This window comes from Microbulbifer sp. ABM4_008, assembly GCF_056311705.1.
This window is the reverse complement of record NZ_CM149970.1, coordinates 1,365,212-1,382,381: the sequence shown is the minus strand read 5'-3', so window position 1 is coordinate 1,382,381 and position 17,170 is coordinate 1,365,212. Positions and strand designations below refer to the sequence as shown.

The following is a 17,170-nucleotide window of genomic DNA, read 5'->3' as shown; positions in this document are numbered from 1 at the left end:
AAGGACAAAGAAATATATTTCAGCCTTCTTACATCGGTTTTAAAAAATCGGCTGAACCAAGAACAGTTTCTACGTCCAAAATTTTGACAATGAGTGTGAAGTTTAGTAGTGCGTGTTTTAAAGCCGGGAACACTAAGCTCTCGATTCACATTCAAGTCTTCACTATCACAAGCAAAATATTAAAAGTCACAATAGCAACATCAAAAGCTATACCAATAGGAAAACCATAACTCATCCACATCTAAAGACTTTTCAAATGATCTAAACGAAATAGTTATAATCCCTATCTAATAGCTACTAAGCCAATCCTCCAAGATACCTAACATACCACCATCTTTCGGAGTAACTAGAAATTAGGTGAAAGCTAACTTAATTTGTATTGTTGCGATAGGAAAAAGCGATTACAGGAGAGCACACTGCATATAGTGCAATTAAATTTGACTAGGGTCAAAGAAAGAAAATAACAGTCAAGCGATATATGACAGCATATTCTGACAAAAAAGCACCATTTAGCGACATTAAATATAGTTTAAAGTTATGGATGGTAAACCAATCTCAAAGAGAGCACTTGAGTCCCATTAAATTGTCAGCGTAAATTATAGTATTCGCTCAAATAATATAATACAAAATTGATAACAATTCAGCAGTCGAATATTTATATATAAAGGTACGTCTGTTATGGGTATAGACATAATAGATCGGCTGGATTATCCAACCGATCCGTAATGAGCACTAATTGCTAACAGTAAAACTACTCGACTTACCTGAATAGCTGGAAATCTTCCCAGTCCAACCACTCTTCCAGTTACCAAAGTGCTTTATTCGGTAAGTGCCTGATGGTGTATCCTCTCCGATGATCCACTGCCCTTCAGCAAATGAACAGGCCATACAATCAATAGCCGTATCTCGTGTCCAAATAAAGCGTGTATCCAAATCATCATCGGTAAGATAAGTCTCCCAACTACCGTTAACTTTACGCTGTACCTCAATGAACGTACTCTCAGTCTTCAGGTCATTTCGGGGATGGCCAGAACGGAAAGTGACAGATACAGTATCGCCAGCACTGTAGCTGGTACCTACATCATCCCAGACTTGACCAAAAGACTCCCACAGGCGTTTGTCATCATAAACAACCCCAATTACATTAATGATTTGGTCATCAGACAGATCTTTCGGAGTAGGCCCTGCAGCAATATCTACGCCATTGACCATAGCATGTGTCATTTCGGTATAAATCTGTCTATAGGCTGCAAGGGTATTGGGGCCGTATATGGTATGTGCTCCCTCATAGTGCTGCCTATCAAACTCTTCAGGGGTAGTTATGTAACCGGAATAGGCATTTGCCAAACCGACAATCACCACAGTGTTTACACCGCTTCCTTCAAAAGCTGACAAGACTTCTGCTTCAAGACGTCGGCCTGCCATAGTCGTCATTTCACCCGGCGCGGCGACCAAAGCAAGTGAGCCTATGCGAAACATTTGGAAAGGTAGGTAAGGGGTATAAAGTGCTTGGCCTATTACCTCACGCTGTACAAATGTAGGTTTGGGGTACTGGCAGGGGTCATCCTGAGTATCCTCATATACAGCGGCTGCAGAAAATGCACTCATCAGGCCAAAAAGTGGATAACCATTAATCGCTGATTCGAATAGTCCCACATCTCTATCCCAATCCACCCCCTCATTTTCAACAGACATTCCCTCAAAAATACCATCAATATTGCTGGGACCGTCCCAACTTGATCCTGCAGTAAATGACCAGCCAACAGCACCTTCACAAATATCTATTTGCCCCTCACCGGTAAATTCACCTGCTACAGTATAGCCAGGGAAATAGATATGTTGATGTCGATAATCTAATCCACCTTCAAGTTTCACAGTAGCTGATTGGTAAAGAGACTGAGCTTTTGCAACTTGCTTTTCAGCAGATAAAAGTAAACTTTCATACTCAGAATTTCCGCATCCATCCCTAGGGCCACAAATATTCGGAGACGCATCACCTAAATTACTATTGGCAAATGCCGCAGTAAATTGACTTGCAGCACCCTGCTCGGCAGCCCAAGACTCCAGCAACTGACTCGCCGCCCCCTTATTATCCCCGCTAAGTTGCCGCTGCCCTGTCCCTAAAGAGACATTGTGTACTGCAAACCAATTAATAACTCCCAGTGCTTTGTTGTTGGCATCAACCAACTTGAGTTGGGTCATGGTTTTATTGGTATCGTATTGATAGTCGCTTGCATCAGTATTTTCTGAATAAGGGTCTGGGTTTCGATTGATACTGGTATCGAGCAAGATCCCCTGCTCAATAAAGATATCACCTGGAGTTAGTCCACTATCTGCTTCAACGATTGACTGAAAAATACCATCAACAATAGCGTCATAGTTATCTTCCGCATAACCGAGAGCACTCATATTCAACATGACATAATGATCATACCCGCCAGGACCTACATGGGTATGTGTAGCAGTCAGCATCACATTCTTTTCGGTGTACTTACTATTACCATAGAGATTTTTTAATTTATCAACGACACCCTGCTTCACGCCCTGCGGAATACCTTGCAGATCTGCTGATACGAATACCAAACGCTCATTTTCAGAGCTATCAGAAATTATGAATGCGCGGGACCATAAACGGGTATGAATTCCCTTGGTTGTCTGCCCCGTTTCTCCATATCCTACCATTCCAACATCTGCTGCCGGGCCAGTTATATCATACTTACCAACACCAACACGCCAGTCAGATGCTTTAACAGTGGAAGAAGCTCCAATAAATACTATTAAAGCAATGACGTAACCATTAATTATTTTTTTCATTTTTTCTCCAGAATCTATACACGCAGGAGTACATTCGCCAGTTCACAGAAGTGAAGGCGTATCCTTTTCGTTGAAAGTTGATACCTGAATAAGCCACTTCCGATCAACTCGGACGCGACTCTCTAGATAGTTAGCCAATGTAATCTTGGCTTTTATTATCTCATCCTGAAAAGCGGCTTTATTATTTTAAAAATACTCATAGTAGCCATAACCTCCCTGCTGTCAGCACACTAAAACTGAGAGTACAGCTCTAGTACGCATGTTCAGAATACCCTAACTGGCTGTATTTGGTAGCACCCGCAGAGTAATTGCCCGCCATAAATCCGTTAATTTAGAGTCGAAAGTAAAATAATTTTAAATATACGAAGATTTTCTGAACTACAGCAAACCTAAATATTTACAATTCAAGCAAGTACAATCTAAAAATGAGTGTAAAGAAAGGATAGATTAGGGGATTTGAATTACATTTAGAGAGGAAATGTTAAAAATTTTCGCCATTCAAAATTAGCACTCAATCAGTTTCCAATTATATTCCATAGATTGACCACTTGTTCACAAAAACAATTAAATTAACAATTAATTAGGTAAACACCTGTACTTAACATTCAAAGTTGTCTTGACAGGAAATAAGGTGGAAGTTGAATAACATTAATAATCGGTCCTTTTAGCATTTGACGCCCCTGACTATAAATATGTGAACTTTATGTAGCTATCAATATCCGACTACTCTGCAGTAATCCATATAGATACATATATAATGCACGCTAAACTTCTCCCCCTCTCAGTTTTTACCATATTGACCTTCTTATCCCTACCATCCCTGGCCGGTCAAAAGTGCGATGTACAAATGACGATACAGAGCGAATGGGAAGGCGGATATATGGCTTCAGTGGTTGTACGTAATACAGGTACCGAGCCAATAAGTGATTGGGAACTTTCATGGCAATGGCCCTCAGACCAAGAAGTCACACATATATGGAATGCTACCTCAGCCCAGGATGAAAACCTGATCTCTGTAGTTGGAAAACAAGGCTATATAAAAGTACCCATTGGCCAAGCCCAATCTTTTGGTTTTAATATTCGCTACTCGGGTGGTGAACAGAAGCCTGCTCATATTAACGCTAGTTGCAACAACACCATCAATAAACCAGATCCGCCCCCACCTTCACGAGACCTGTTAGACCCCCTTTCACAATACAATTTTATTTTAGGCACTCAAACGATAAACCCTAGGTATACATTTACAGATAAGGGATCACTTGTTGAAAGTGCTGAAGCCATTTACTCAATGGGCTCTAACTTACTCAAGATAGCCCTTTCTCCGAGCCTATATAGCGAGCTAAGTCACTCTGGACTCAACTATCAATTCAAGCGAATGCTGGAAGAAATACCAGAATTTCAGCAAGTCTTGGAAATGGATTTCTCCATCTACATGTTTTGGGTCGAGGACTCCGGTTCCTGGATGGATAACAAAGGAATGAGTGAAGAAGAGCTAAAGTGGCAATATGACAAAATTTATTCGTTGGCTGAATATTTACTAACTGAATATAACGGCTCCGGTAAGACATTCATGATTGGGCATTGGGAAGGCGATTGGAACCTGGTTCAAAAAACTGATGGTACTAGAGATGACAATCAGGAAACTATCCCTCCTAAGCGTTTACAGGGTCTAATTGACTGGATCAATATTCGACAAAAAGCCATTGACGATGCCAAGGCAAATATCACCCACTCTGACGTTAACTTATATCACTATATTGAGGTCAATAGGGTTGAATCTGCAATGCAGGGCAAAGAACGGATAACCAATGCCGTACTTCCCCATACTAATGTAGATTTGGTATCTTATTCAGCTTACGATCTCACTACCAAAGAAAAGCATTCAGATTTTGCCACTCTACATAGTGAGTTAACTTCAGCTCTAGAATTTATCAACTCAAATCTTCCCAAAAAATCTGGGCTACCATTTGAAAAGCGGGTTTTCATTGGCGAATATGGTTACGGAGAGTCCTGGTTTAAGGATTGGGGAGCCCGCTCTGGCGAAGCCCAGGATATGCTATCACGCAATGTAATAAAAACGGCACTCCAGTGGGGTGCTCCATTTATTTTGTACTGGCAAATGTATGACAATGAGTATGATAGCTGGATCAGTGAATTCACTGGCTACTGGCTGATTGACAAGGATGGTAATAAAAAGGAGATTTATAAGACTCACCAAGAGTACTATAAGGATGCGAGAGCATTCTTAGATAACTATTATATGGAAAACTCCTCCCTTCCGTCAGAAAGTGAATTTCGAGCCTATGCCTTAAAATGGTTTGAATCATCGAAAACCCCACCACCACAGCCCAAACCTGACACTCCCCCTACTGTACCGGAAGAACCCGGTGAACCTTCAGGCCAGTGTAATGTGGAATATACAGTTCAAAACGATTGGGGGAATGGTTTTATGGCAAATGTGGTTATTTATAATAAAGGAAAGACTTCTCTTGATAAATGGCAGCTACAGTGGAACTGGCAAGGTAACCAATCAATCACACACTTCTGGAATGCACAAATCGCAGAAAGTAACGGGACAATAACTGTTACTAGTGAATCATCTATTCCGCCAGGAGAGGCCCAGGCTTTTGGGTTTAATGCAGATTACTCTGGAGAAAACATCCCACCAATTATAATTGGCAACTGCACGGGTACACTCACAACTGAACCTTCACAACCTAGTCAGCCCCCCAATCAGCCCAATGAACATTCAGATAATAGCAGTATTAAGCTATGGTTTATTGGTGATTCGATTACTTACGGCATGACAACACTCCCTTATAATTCAAACGGATTTCGTAGCCAGATCTGGGGCTATCTTGCCAAAGCGGCCGATGGCAACTCAATCTTTCCTATAGATCAAGAATCTACCAGTGAGCAGCTAATTCTAAAATACAATGGAAAACAACTAGAAACGATTGGCACTATCACTGGACCAACAGGCCCTGATGATATGTCTCAACAGACCAAGAATTACTGGCACTCTGGGATACCTGGAGCTACAACCAGCGATTTACTTTGCTATCTTGATCCGATAGGCCATCAAATCACCCCAGGCTACAATTTCACCAACTGCCTCAATTCCATCAAGAACTTCAATCAATTTCTCAGCGAAATGTGCATGGAGGGCGAAACTAGTTCTGGCTGGCTCACTAATCAAGCCTGCAATTTAACGCGGGATATAACCTCTGAGGATAGCGTTGTCATACCTATACAGCTCGGGACTAACGACATCACCTTCCTTAGCATGAATAATGCGATTGATTGTAGCCTTCCTATAGAAGAAAATAGTGAATCCGCCCAGAAGCTAAATATGGTCGTTAGTAAGATAATATCATCACCCAATAATATTCAAGGCATATCAATAACAGATAGAATACAAAATTACTTTGAGAGCATAGATATTCCAACAGAGAAAATTGCATTCGTAATTTCAACTATCCCTCGCCGAAGTGATTTAGACGGACAAGATCCGAAAAATTACTGTACGGACTTTTATAATCAAAAAATCAGGAAGTCACTATCAGAGGCCTCCAATACCAAAAATATTTTCTTAGCAGACCAAGAAAATATTGTCCCAACTGGAGACCCGGTACACCCTACAACTGAGGGCCACAAGATTATGGCTTGCAACTTACTTTATGGTAAAAATCTTGGCCATTCAGATATTCCTTCTTGTATTCTTCCCAGTAACATCCCAGATAAAGGGCTATTGAAAGCAATAGATCATGTATCCAATTAGCTAGGATTTCGCTTAACAGGCCCTGATTAAAAATTTTCAGGGCGCTGCTTTTACTCACCAATAACTTTGGGAGCCTTTATAAACCCGCCTTCTATAGTAGCCGGCCTAACTCTGAACCAGATTTAAGAACTGCTTCCTATATTCTGCCCAAATCACTTTCCCTGAGAAATTACTTAAATCAACTTTTTTTAATTTTGAACCCGATAGAATTGACAAAAACATTGATTCCAGCTTTTTTACTGCATCATTACAGTCTGAATAACAGAAGTTCTCGGAATAGAACTCTGGGTAGCACTGTTCATCTGGCACCAGTGGAGTCGCACCGAGAATAGCTGCTTCCATCACCGCCAGCCCCTGGAATTCATGGTAAGCCGTAGAAAGGAATATATGGCTATGTCGCAGTACTTGACGATAGTCTTTAGCGCTTTCGAGATACCCGAGTACCAATAAATGGTCGGCAAACTCTTCTTGTATTTGAGCAAACTCAGCAGGGCTATTACGAAATGACTGCCCCATTAGATTAACAAGAAACTTAACATTTCTGGCTTTCAAGCCCCGAAGGATATCCAGCAATCGGTCCGCGCCTTTGTCATATTCCCAACGGGCCGCCCAACTGATAATCAAAGTATCTTGACCTATCTCGCCCCCATAAATGCTCTCTGCGCAGGAGCTCCAGGAAAAGGCCTCTTCAGTTTTCGCACTATCAAAAACGATGTCTTCTATTGGCACAGGAAGAACTCGCGACTTTTCTTCAATCTCCTCACAAATTCCGGGAGGAACACAATCAGGAAAGCGCTTGAGTAATTTCTTTACTCCTCCTAACAAGGTACTGCGGTTGTATTCAGAGTTGAACAAGACCAGATCACCGGACAAGGCCGTGTAAATATTCAACAACTGGGGTTCTACCGATCGAAACGCATCAGAGCTCACTGGGTAAGCAAATTGATTCTCATGAAAATATACAACTGTAGGCACCCTAACGATTTCAGGAACTAAACCGCACAAGGCACTTAGATCGGTCATTGAGGTTGTAACAATAAGGTCCCAACGCTGCTTCAATATTTGCGCAGTTTCCCCACGGCCCCAGGAAAGGCTATTACCGCGAATTCGCCAGCTAAAGTATCGCGGTGGTAAGGTTAGTACGGTCCATTGCCAATCAGAAAATGCCGCTACCAGCCCTTTACGCCATCGCTTGTGACTGTCCGCATCATAAGCGGAGAGTAATAAAACTTTCATTAAATAGTAACAAGAAGAAGCGGCACCGGGATCAAACTTAACCCCGGTAGCTATTGATCGGAGGGGTTAATCGAAAGAGCGCACATTCATTAATCGTGCAAACAAGCTGGAAGTATCCCAACGAGCACCACCAATAGCTTGTACCTCACTATAAAACTGGTCTACCAGGGCAGTTACGGGCAGTAAAGCTCCGTTATGTTGTGCCTCTTGAAGGACTATAGCCAAATCCTTACGCATCCAGTCCACAGCAAAACCGTGGTCATACTCGCCAGCTAACATAGTTTTTGAGCGGTTTTCCATTTGCCAGCTCTGTGCCGCCCCCTTGGATATCACATCAACAACCTGCTCTCCATCGAGGCCAGCTGCCTTGGCAAAATGTAAACCTTCAGCAAGCCCCTGAACGACACCCGCGATACAAATTTGATTGACCATTTTACACAGCTGGCCGCTACCTACTGGCCCCATCAGGTTGCTCGCCCGCGCATAACAGTCGATAAGAGGTTGCACTTTATCAAAGTCTGCCTTATCTCCCCCAAACATAACCGTTAAAGCACCATTCTCAGCGCCGGCCTGGCCTCCAGAGACAGGGGCATCCAGAAAACCGATTCCCTTTTCGCCAGCTGCAACTGCCAATTCCCGAGCAACATCGGCAGAGGCTGTTGTATGATCTACAAACAAAGCCCCGTCATCCATACTCGTGAATGCCCCCTGCTCTCCTGTCACCACTTGGCGGAGATCGTTGTCATTGCCTACACAGGCAAAAACAACCTCCGCGCCCTTTGCGGCTTCAGCGGGCGTTGCAAAGCTCTCTCCATCATATTCTTGTAGCCATTGATCCGCACGGCTAACAGTGCGATTGTAAATTCGCACCATGTGACCAGCATTAGAAAGATGCCCCGCCATGGGATATCCCATCACCCCCAAGCCAATAAATGCAACTGTTGCCATTTCCTCTACCCCCATACCATCCAAATAAGTATTACACCGAGAACCAAGCGATAAATCGCGAATGGAGCCATCCCAATGCGGCTAATAAACTGAAGGAAAAAATGAATACACAAATAAGCACTAATACAAGATAAAACGGTACCAAGCAGCAAGTCATTCCATGGAACACTTTCCAGTGCAAGTAATTCAATCGTTAACAAAATAGCGCTGAGGGCAATAACAGGAATAGACATCAGGAACGAAAAGCGCGCTGCAGCCTCTCTCTTCATGCCAAGCATCAAACCAGCAGTCATTGTGATACCAGAGCGGGAGGTGCCAGGGATTAGGGCCAACACCTGTGATAAGCCAATCAGAAGTGCTTTTTTCCAATTTAACTGGGCTAGAGATTCGACCCTGCGCCCCTTTGCATCAGCCCACCACAGTAAAATACCAAAGCCAATAGTCGTAGCAGCGATAACACCGGCTGAACGCAGGTGAGTTTCTATGAACCCTTTGAATACCAGGCCTATCAGTCCCACAGGTATAGTAGCGAGAACAATTAACCAGGCCAGCCGCCCCTCATCGGTAAATTGTTTATCCGTAAACCCTCCTAGACCATCCCTAATCAGCACCCAAATATCTTTGCGGAAATAGAAAACTACTGCCAGTAAAGAGCCAAAATGAACAGCAACATCGAAGGCCAGCCCCTGGTCCTGCCAACCCAATACCTCAGAAGGTAAGATCAAGTGCGCGGAACTGGAGATGGGCAGAAACTCTGTCAGCCCCTGTATCAGGGCCAAAATTACAATCTGAAATGTTTCCATGTGTTATTAAGATCGGATTTTTTGTCTTTTCTTCCAAGTCACTTCATTGCGCAAATAAACAGGCTCAAGCTCTTCAGCGGTCACTGTATGACCCTGCTCCCATAGTGGTACTGCCAGCTGCGCTATATCCCGAGCGTGAATGAGGCTGGCTTGATCAACGGCAGCCAATGACGCCCCTTCAAAAGCCTCATAATGTAATCCCGGGCCCGCCCCATAGATCGGAGTACAAATCTCCGATTTCTCTAAAGACAGCAGAACCTCCTCCGGGTTCTGTACCGCCTCCGGGATCAAGCTATCGCAGGGAGAGTCACTGGAATAAACCCCCCAATATACTTGTTGCATACGAGCATCCAGCATTGCCACGACGGGTGACTTTCCCCAGTCCGGGTGCGATCGCCGAGCTCCAAGTGCTAGGGCTGCGAGGCTGGAAACCGGAACCACCGGTAGATCTGCAGCATAAGCCAACCCCTGCACGCTACTAATTGCTATACGGAGACCAGTAAATGACCCCGGCCCGCGGCTGACAGCAAGAGCATCCAGGCCTGCCAGCTTTATGCCGGCTTCTGCGAGAACGTCATCCAGCATTGGCAAAAGGCGACGGGTGTGATCGCGTTCTGCCTGTACAAAACGCTCAATTAGCTGGCCATCAGATATGAGAGCAACAGAACAGGCGCCCGAAGTTGTATCCAGGGCAAGTATTTTCACAGCGTTCTTAATCCCGGTCATAAAAAGGGAGGGAATTGTGGCACGGGAGCGGAGGGGAGTCATGCCCAATATCGCAACCCGCAACTAAAAAACCCCGGACTAACCGGGGTTTATGAGGAGCCTGCCAAAGTTCACATCGTTGAGCCCATATTTATGACCCTAGGCGGCCTTTTTCGGTGGCCGGCCTCGACGGGCAGCACCAGCCTTCGGTGGACGGCCGCGACGGGCTGGAGCCTTCTTAGCAGCTGCTGTCGCAGTCGCTTTCTTGGGTCGTCCGACTCTTTTTGCTGGCTTAGCCGCTGAAGCTGCCTTCTTTGGACGACCGGCTTTTTTCGCCGTCGCTGTGGCGGCCTTCTTGGGGCGTCCAGGCTTTTTCGCTGCTGTGGCCTTGACTGCAGGTTTCTTCTTGGCCTTTTGAGTTTCGGCTTTTAATTTGGCTTTAGCCTTCTTCTCTAACTCTTTAACTTTAGCGGCAGCTTTCTTTGCAGCTGCTTTAACCTTAGCTTCAGCCTTCTTCTCAGCAGCCTTCAATTTCTTGGCATGAGCCTTTTCTTTGGTTTTTACCCAGCGTGTTTCAAATGCCTTGAGTGCGGCAGCTAACTCTTTATCTGCTTTGCTGGAGAGGCTCTTAGAGAGACTTTCCACCTTTTCTTTTGCAGCAGCTTCAGCCATATGTACGGCATCCATAGCCTTAGCTTTGGCAAGATCCATCTTTGCCGCTGCCAGCTTGGCGCGCAAATCCTTTGCCTTACTATTGGCACTGGCCAGCGAAGTTTTCGCTGTTGCCGCATTACTTTTCTGCGCTCGAGCCTTAGCCTTAGCAACACGGTCCATTTGCGCATCCAGCGATTTAGTCGCTGAATCTACCGCCTTCTGCGCTTTCACGACCGCTGGCGACGCTGCGGTCGCACTAGTTGCTCGTTTCGCGCGTGTACCTTTTTTTACTACTCTTGCCATCCCTTGTCTCCTCACTGAAAGAAGAAGTACATCCAAAAGTGTGCCGGCAGCATTGCCTTTTAGCTATCGAATAAAAACTGGAATCGGCCGTTTTTATTACTTATGCAGAGCGCCGCACCGCCTATTTCGATACAACTTTATCAAAGTTAATAAAAATACCCGGCATTGCAAGTAAAAAAGCGAAAAATGAGAAACTTTTTATAAAAAAAGTATATTTTTCTTATCAATTTTCACTTTTGGGTCCCGTTTTAGCACTTTGGTAGAAATTATTTTGTCCCATTGAGCTTAGTTTGCACAATTTCCGCAAGCGCCTCTATATGATCCTCACGCAAATTTAATGCAGGAATATATCGGTAGTCACTGCCCCCAGCATCAATAAAATTAGCGCGATTCTCTACCGAAATTTCTTCCAATGTTTCCAGGCAATCCGCAGAAAAAGCCGGGCAAATTACATCGACACTACTAACTCCTGTTTTACCCCATTCAATAAGGGTCTTATCGGTGTATGGCTGTAGCCACTCTGCCTTACCAAAGCGCGATTGAAATGTGACTTGCCACTTATCCTCACTGATTTCTAGTTCATCCGCTAATAACCGTGCGGTTTCCATGCAATGGCGATAATAGGGGTCCCCCCTATCAACATTGGCTTTTGGGATACCGTGAAATGAAAGTAACAATTTTTCCGCTGGCCCTGCTTTTTCCCAGTGTTCTTTTACTGAATTGGCCAGGGATTTTATGTAGAGCGGATTTTGGTAATAATCTCGAATCAGAGAAATATCCGGAATATCGCGACTATTGCGAAAAATTTGCGCCACCTGATCATAAATTGCTGCAGTTGTGGTAGCGGAATATTGGGGATATAGGGGAAGCACTATAAAAGACTCGAAACCTTTCTCGCGCAGAGTTTCTATGGTGTTGTCGAGGCGGGGCTCACCATAAGTCATGGCATATTCAACAGCGACATCGCAACCTTTTGCTTTTAAACGCTGCTGCAACAGCTCTGCTTGCTTCTGCGTATAGTAGAGAAGCGGCGATCCTTCCACTTTTGTTTCATCTGCACTGCTATTCCATATTTCCGCATAGGCAGGGGCAATACGTTGTGGACGAAAAGGCAGTACCAAGCAGTTCAATATGGTCAGCCAGATTGGCCGCGGTATCTCGACAACCCTCGGATCTGAAAGGAATTCCCGCAAAAAACTTCTTACTGCTGTAGGTGTAGGCTCAGCTGGAGTACCTAAATTCATCAAAATTATTGCCGTAGACATAAACCGCCCCGTTAGAAATCTTATCCTTTCAAGAAATCCTGCCAGTTATCAGGCAGGGAAGAGCGCATACTGCCAGGCCAATACCGCCGTGATCAACTCGCTCTATATCACTTCTGGAGATACAAAAAAGCCCCCAAGTGGGGGCTTTTAAAAAATGTTAGCGATGATCTCAGCTGAGAGCGTCCAACACTTTCTCGCGAATCTCATCCATACCGCCAACACCCATTACCTTGCTGTACTTGGGAGCCGCTTCAGGAGAGCGTGCTTCCAGCTCGCGATAGAAGCCTACCAGCGGTGCCGTCTGCTCGTGATAAACCGCCAAACGGTTGCGAACAGTTTCTTCAGTATCATCTGTACGCTGGATCAGTGCCTCGCCAGTCACATCATCGACACCCTCAGCCTTGGGCGGGTTGTATACGATGTGATAGACGCGACCAGAGTTTTCATGAACCCGGCGGCCCGAGAGACGCTTTACGATTTCTTCATCGTCAACAGCGATCTCCAGAACATGATCGATATGTACATCGGCTTCCAGAAGGGCTTCAGCCTGGGGAATGGTGCGAGGGAAACCATCGAACAGGAACCCTTTAGCGCAGTCTTCCTGGGCAATGCGCTCTTTAACTAACGCAATGATCAGGTCGTCAGAAACCAATTTTCCCGCGTCCATAACATCCTTGGCCTGTAGGCCAAGAGGGGTACCCGCCTTCACCGCAGCGCGAAGCATATCGCCGGTGGAGATCTGCGGAATGCCGAACTTCTCTGTTATGAATTGAGCCTGAGTGCCCTTGCCGGCTCCCGGCGCGCCCAAGAGAATAATTCGCATGTTCAGTAAGCCTCCAATACTATCGACGAACCAAAAGCCGCCGCGCTAAAAGAGCGCTACCTTACACTCACACCTCAGATTGGGCAAGATTGCTACCGATACCCCCACAATCCATACAAACCACAGAGTACTAAAAGGGGCTTAAAGCTCCGCTCTATGTAAGCCTGTTAAGATCCCTAGCTATCAGCACCGGGCTCTCGCTGAACTTTGGCCTTGTCCCAAAGTCTGTCCAGTTCCTCCAGCGTTGCCTCTGATACTTGCCGACCTTCACTGTGTAAACTGGACTCAACATAACCAAAACGCCGCTCAAATTTCCTGCTACACCCCCGCAAAGCTGCCTCAGGATCAACCTTCAGGTGGCGGGATGCATTCACACAAGAGAAAAGCAGATCCCCCAGCTCCTCCTTTGCATGCTCCGTATCCCCATTTGTCACGGCCTCCCGCAACTCTGCAACCTCTTCCTCAATCTTATCGAGGACACCATCAATATTGGGCCAGTCAAAACCGACACGGGAGGCGCGCTTCTGTAATTTGGCCGCACGCGTCAAAGCCGGAAGACCCACAGCTACTCCTGCCAGGGTTCCTGCATCCCCTTTGGCAGTGCGTTCGGCCTCTTTAATCGCCTCCCAATTCCTCTTTACTTCAGCTTCATCAAGAGCTTCGACAGAGCGGTCGCCGTAGAGGGTTCCACTTGGAAAGACATGGGGATGTCTGCGCACTAGTTTGCGTACCAAAGTGTCAACAATCTGGGGGAAATCAAAGTGGTCTTTCTCACGCCCTAACTGGGCATAAAAAATGACTTGGAAGAGCAGATCTCCGAGTTCTTCGTGCAGGTGCTCAAAGTCTTCCTGCTCAATAGCCTCTGCTACCTCATAGGCCTCTTCAATCGTAGAGGGGACAATACTGGCAAAGTCCTGTTTCAGGTCCCAAGGGCAACCGCCCTCAGGGCTGCGAAGCTGAGCCATCAAGTGGAGGAGGTCCTCCACAGAGTAATTCTTTTCCACGTTATTCCTTACTCAACGTTCAGCGCAGAATTCGCCGCTTTGCCGCTGCCACATTGGGCAGTTGATTGATCCGATGTAAAACCTGGCTCAACTCTTCAAAGTTGTGGATCTCAGCAGTCACGATCATTTCTACCGTATGCTTGTTCTTATTAGAGCGGGTTTGCATAGCGGTAATATTAATTTTCTGACTGTCCAGCATCACCGTGACATCCCGCAACAGGCCCTGGCGATCGTAGGCTTCGATCATAATTTCAACGGCGTAAAGTTCACGGGGTTTTTCCGCCCAACTTACCTGGAGTACCCTTTCAGACTCCTCAACCTGCATACGCAGCATATTTGCGCAGTCTTTACGATGTATAGAAACCCCGCGCCCAAGGGTGATATACCCCATAATTTCATCGCCTGGAACGGGGTTACAACAGCCGGCAATGTGGGTAAGCAAATTACCCACTCCGTCGATATAGACATCTGCCTTGCCTTCTCCCCGGGCAACTGGAGCCGTCAGCGATGGTACCCGAGGCACATTGTCGACCTTCACCATTCGCTGGGCTGCGTTGAGAACCTGACCCACGCCTATATCACCGGCACCCACTGCCGCATAGAGGTCCTCTAGGGAATGCATGTTGAGCTTGGCTGCCAACTTATCGAAATCGAAATCACTCAGCGCCAGCTGCTTAAATTCCCGGTCGAGAATACTGCGGCCATCGGCGATATTCTGATCCCGAGCCTGCTGCTTAAACCAGTGAATAATCTTGGCTCGGGCACGGGAGGTAGTGATATAGGCCATGCCCGAAGAGAGCCAATCGCGACTCGGCGCTTCGAGTTTTCCTGTGAGGATTTCAACCTGATTGGCTGTCTCCAACCGGTGGTTGAGCGGCACGATTCGGCCATCTACTTTAGCCCCGCGACAACGGTGACCAATTTCTGTATGGATCTTGTAGGCAAAATCTAATGGAGTTGCACCCCGAGGCAGGTCTACAACATGACCGCCGGGGGTAAATACATAAATACGTGAATCTGCCTCACTAGAGCGCAAATCATCTTGTAGTGGGTTCCCCCCCACCTCTTCATGCCAGTCGAGCACCTGACGCAACCAGGATATTTTTTGCTCGTAGCTATCTTTACTCTCGCTCTTAAGATCAGTGCCCTTGTAACGCCAGTGAGCACAAACACCGTATTCCGCCTCTTCATGCATAGCAAAAGTTCGGATCTGAACCTCGAGCACCTTTCGCTCGGGGCCAATTACAGCCGTGTGCAGAGAGCGATAACCGTTTTCTTTGGGGGAGGCGATATAATCATCGAATTCATTCGGTATGTTGCGCCAGAGGTTGTGCACTATACCCAGAACCGCATAGCAATCCCTTACTGTTGGGACAAGAATACGCACTGCGCGAATATCATAAACCTGGGAGAAGCCGATATTTTTCCGGCGCATTTTCCGCCAGATACTATAGATATGCTTTGCTCGCCCGTAGACATCACCTTCAATATGGGCGCGCTCGAGTTCAGAGCGCAATAGCTCCAATACCTCGTCGATATACTGCTGCCGAGCCAGTCTTTTCTCATCCAGCAAGCGAGCAATCTGCTTGTAATCTTCCGGCTCAAGATAACGAAAAGATAGATCTTCTAATTCCCATTTGATATGACCAATTCCCAGGCGGTGGGCAAGGGGTGCATAAACATCGGCCACTTCACGAGCAACTCTCTGGCGTTTAGCCGGCTCTGAGTTTTTTGCAGCACGAATGGCACAGGTACGTTCAGCGAGTTTGATCAAAGCGACTCGCACGTCGTCGACCAATGCTACCAGCATACGACGGATATTCTCTGAATGTTCCTCTACCGCACCACTCGGGCTTTCTTCTCCGGTATCTGCGCTGCGACTGCGAATCGCAGCCATACGCAAAACACCACGAATCAACTTGGCAACTCGCTCACCAAATTCTTTTTCCACAGCTTGCAGTGGCAGGCGTTTTTCACGTACGGCACGGTACAGCACCGCCGCGACAAGTGCTTCCGAGTCTATTTGTAAGTCGGCGAGAATCTCAGCCATCTCAAGGCCTGTGGCAAAACTGCTAGCGCCCTCAGCCCAGATATTTTCCGCCTCAATTGCGCGCTGTTCTGCTTCGGCACTCACCTCAGCTGCGCGCCGCAAAGTTACTATCGCAGAACCATCCAGGCCCGCGAGCTTCTGTACATGGCGCAACCAGGATTCAAGGTCGAGTTCACCTTCTCCACCAAAGGAATGATGCTTTCTTACTTGAACCATCTTTTAACAAGAGTCATTTGTGTTATTGGCATAATTTTGTCGTTACTTGGCTTAGCAGCACATTTACTCAGTGCTCATGCTGGATTAAGCGCTTCTCTATCATAGGTTTGAACTCACCAAAGTCCATGATTTTCTGTATACATTTCAATAAGCTGCGCGAAATTCAGCAGTTTTTCGTACCAATTTGAGTGGGAGGGTATAAGTCTTGTCCAGCTTGTTGACCTTTTAACCAACAGTAAACCTGCAAAACCAATGCCTATAGAAAACTAAAATTGTGATATTGGGGAATATCGAGAGAAGTGAACAGGTTGCATTTGTTACTTAAAAGTGAATTTCTCCACCTCTACATGAACACAAAACAAGGCTTTACCGAACTTTACAAACTATCAGTTTTTTTGTATTTACCGGCTTAGTTATTGCTTTTTTAACTGGCAATACACATATAGCAAGAGGATTAGAGGCTCCCCCCAAAAAAAGGGGCAAAAGAGATGATTGTAAATTGATTGGCGAATCACTTTACAAAGCTGCGAATCTCACAAAGTTTTTGCTAGTAGATATCAGGCACAAT

11 protein-coding genes are annotated in these 17,170 nt (G+C 45.8%); 1 reads left to right on the top strand and 10 read right to left on the bottom strand.

Translation table 11 applies throughout. The features are described 5' to 3' along the window. Nucleotides 1–732: 732 nt before the first annotated feature. Nucleotides 733–2,814 carry a neutral/alkaline non-lysosomal ceramidase N-terminal domain-containing protein gene (locus ACYX4J_RS06070; protein WP_476178088.1) on the bottom strand — a complete coding sequence of 694 codons (2,082 nt, stop codon included), beginning with the start codon at nucleotides 2,812–2,814 and terminating at the stop codon, nucleotides 733–735. Nucleotides 2,815–3,571: 757 nt separating this feature from the next. Here ACYX4J_RS06070 and ACYX4J_RS06065 point away from each other — a divergent pair. Further along, nucleotides 3,572–6,595, top strand: coding sequence for a cellulose binding domain-containing protein (locus tag ACYX4J_RS06065; RefSeq protein WP_476178087.1), 3,024 nt, complete (start codon nucleotides 3,572–3,574; stop codon nucleotides 6,593–6,595). Between the two features lie 105 nt (nucleotides 6,596–6,700). Here the strand turns inward: ACYX4J_RS06065 and ACYX4J_RS06060 are convergent, their stop codons facing one another. The 9 genes from ACYX4J_RS06060 to relA form a co-directional block, all read right to left on the bottom strand. Continuing rightward, complete coding sequence (locus ACYX4J_RS06060) at nucleotides 6,701–7,831, bottom strand: tRNA-queuosine alpha-mannosyltransferase domain-containing protein (protein ID WP_444911197.1); 1,131 nt, start codon at nucleotides 7,829–7,831, stop codon at nucleotides 6,701–6,703. A gap of 66 nt (nucleotides 7,832–7,897) precedes the next feature. Further along, nucleotides 7,898–8,779 (bottom strand): NAD(P)-dependent oxidoreductase, encoded by an 882-nt coding sequence (locus ACYX4J_RS06055; RefSeq protein ID WP_444911198.1) that lies wholly within the window; start codon nucleotides 8,777–8,779, stop codon nucleotides 7,898–7,900. A gap of 5 nt (nucleotides 8,780–8,784) precedes the next feature. Continuing rightward, a complete protein-coding gene (locus ACYX4J_RS06050; protein WP_282931976.1) occupies nucleotides 8,785–9,582 on the bottom strand; it encodes an undecaprenyl-diphosphate phosphatase in 798 nt (265 codons plus the stop codon). Nucleotides 9,583–9,588: 6 nt separating this feature from the next. Further along, on the bottom strand, nucleotides 9,589–10,287 hold the full coding sequence (gene tsaB, locus ACYX4J_RS06045; RefSeq protein ID WP_445361407.1) for a tRNA (adenosine(37)-N6)-threonylcarbamoyltransferase complex dimerization subunit type 1 TsaB: 699 nt from the start codon (nucleotides 10,285–10,287) through the stop codon (nucleotides 9,589–9,591). Nucleotides 10,288–10,446: 159 nt separating this feature from the next. Next, on the bottom strand, nucleotides 10,447–11,244 hold the full coding sequence (locus ACYX4J_RS06040) for a hypothetical protein (RefSeq protein ID WP_413662735.1): 798 nt from the start codon (nucleotides 11,242–11,244) through the stop codon (nucleotides 10,447–10,449). Between the two features lie 266 nt (nucleotides 11,245–11,510). Continuing rightward, nucleotides 11,511–12,509 carry a ferrochelatase gene (gene hemH, locus ACYX4J_RS06035; protein WP_476178086.1) on the bottom strand — a complete coding sequence of 333 codons (999 nt, stop codon included), beginning with the start codon at nucleotides 12,507–12,509 and terminating at the stop codon, nucleotides 11,511–11,513. Between the two features lie 169 nt (nucleotides 12,510–12,678). Beyond that, a complete protein-coding gene (gene adk, locus ACYX4J_RS06030) occupies nucleotides 12,679–13,332 on the bottom strand; it encodes an adenylate kinase (RefSeq protein ID WP_476178085.1) in 654 nt (217 codons plus the stop codon). Between the two features lie 176 nt (nucleotides 13,333–13,508). After that, complete coding sequence (gene mazG / locus ACYX4J_RS06025; protein WP_476178084.1) at nucleotides 13,509–14,336, bottom strand: nucleoside triphosphate pyrophosphohydrolase; 828 nt, start codon at nucleotides 14,334–14,336, stop codon at nucleotides 13,509–13,511. A gap of 19 nt (nucleotides 14,337–14,355) precedes the next feature. Further along, the gene (relA, locus tag ACYX4J_RS06020; protein ID WP_444911202.1) at nucleotides 14,356–16,602 is read right to left on the bottom strand and encodes a GTP diphosphokinase; all 2,247 of its coding nucleotides are present in this window, start codon (nucleotides 16,600–16,602) and stop codon (nucleotides 14,356–14,358) included. Nucleotides 16,603–17,170 lie beyond the last annotated feature (568 nt).

Bases quoted from the DNA above. Each gene is read 5' to 3' on its own strand.
- adk (WP_476178085.1), bottom strand. From the start codon at position 13,332: ATGCGAATTATTCTCTTGGGCGCGCCGGGAGCCGGCAAGGGCACTCAG.
- hemH (WP_476178086.1), bottom strand. From the start codon at position 12,509: ATGTCTACGGCAATAATTTTGATGAATTTAGGTACTCCAGCTGAGCCT.
- ACYX4J_RS06055 (WP_444911198.1), bottom strand. From the start codon at position 8,779: ATGGCAACAGTTGCATTTATTGGCTTGGGGGTGATGGGATATCCCATG.
- ACYX4J_RS06050 (WP_282931976.1), bottom strand. From the start codon at position 9,582: ATGGAAACATTTCAGATTGTAATTTTGGCCCTGATACAGGGGCTGACA.
- ACYX4J_RS06060 (WP_444911197.1), bottom strand. From the start codon at position 7,831: ATGAAAGTTTTATTACTCTCCGCTTATGATGCGGACAGTCACAAGCGA.
- relA (WP_444911202.1), bottom strand. From the start codon at position 16,602: ATGGTTCAAGTAAGAAAGCATCATTCCTTTGGTGGAGAAGGTGAACTC.
- ACYX4J_RS06070 (WP_476178088.1), bottom strand. From the start codon at position 2,814: ATGAAAAAAATAATTAATGGTTACGTCATTGCTTTAATAGTATTTATT.
- ACYX4J_RS06040 (WP_413662735.1), bottom strand. From the start codon at position 11,244: ATGGCAAGAGTAGTAAAAAAAGGTACACGCGCGAAACGAGCAACTAGT.
- ACYX4J_RS06065 (WP_476178087.1), top strand. From the start codon at position 3,572: ATGCACGCTAAACTTCTCCCCCTCTCAGTTTTTACCATATTGACCTTC.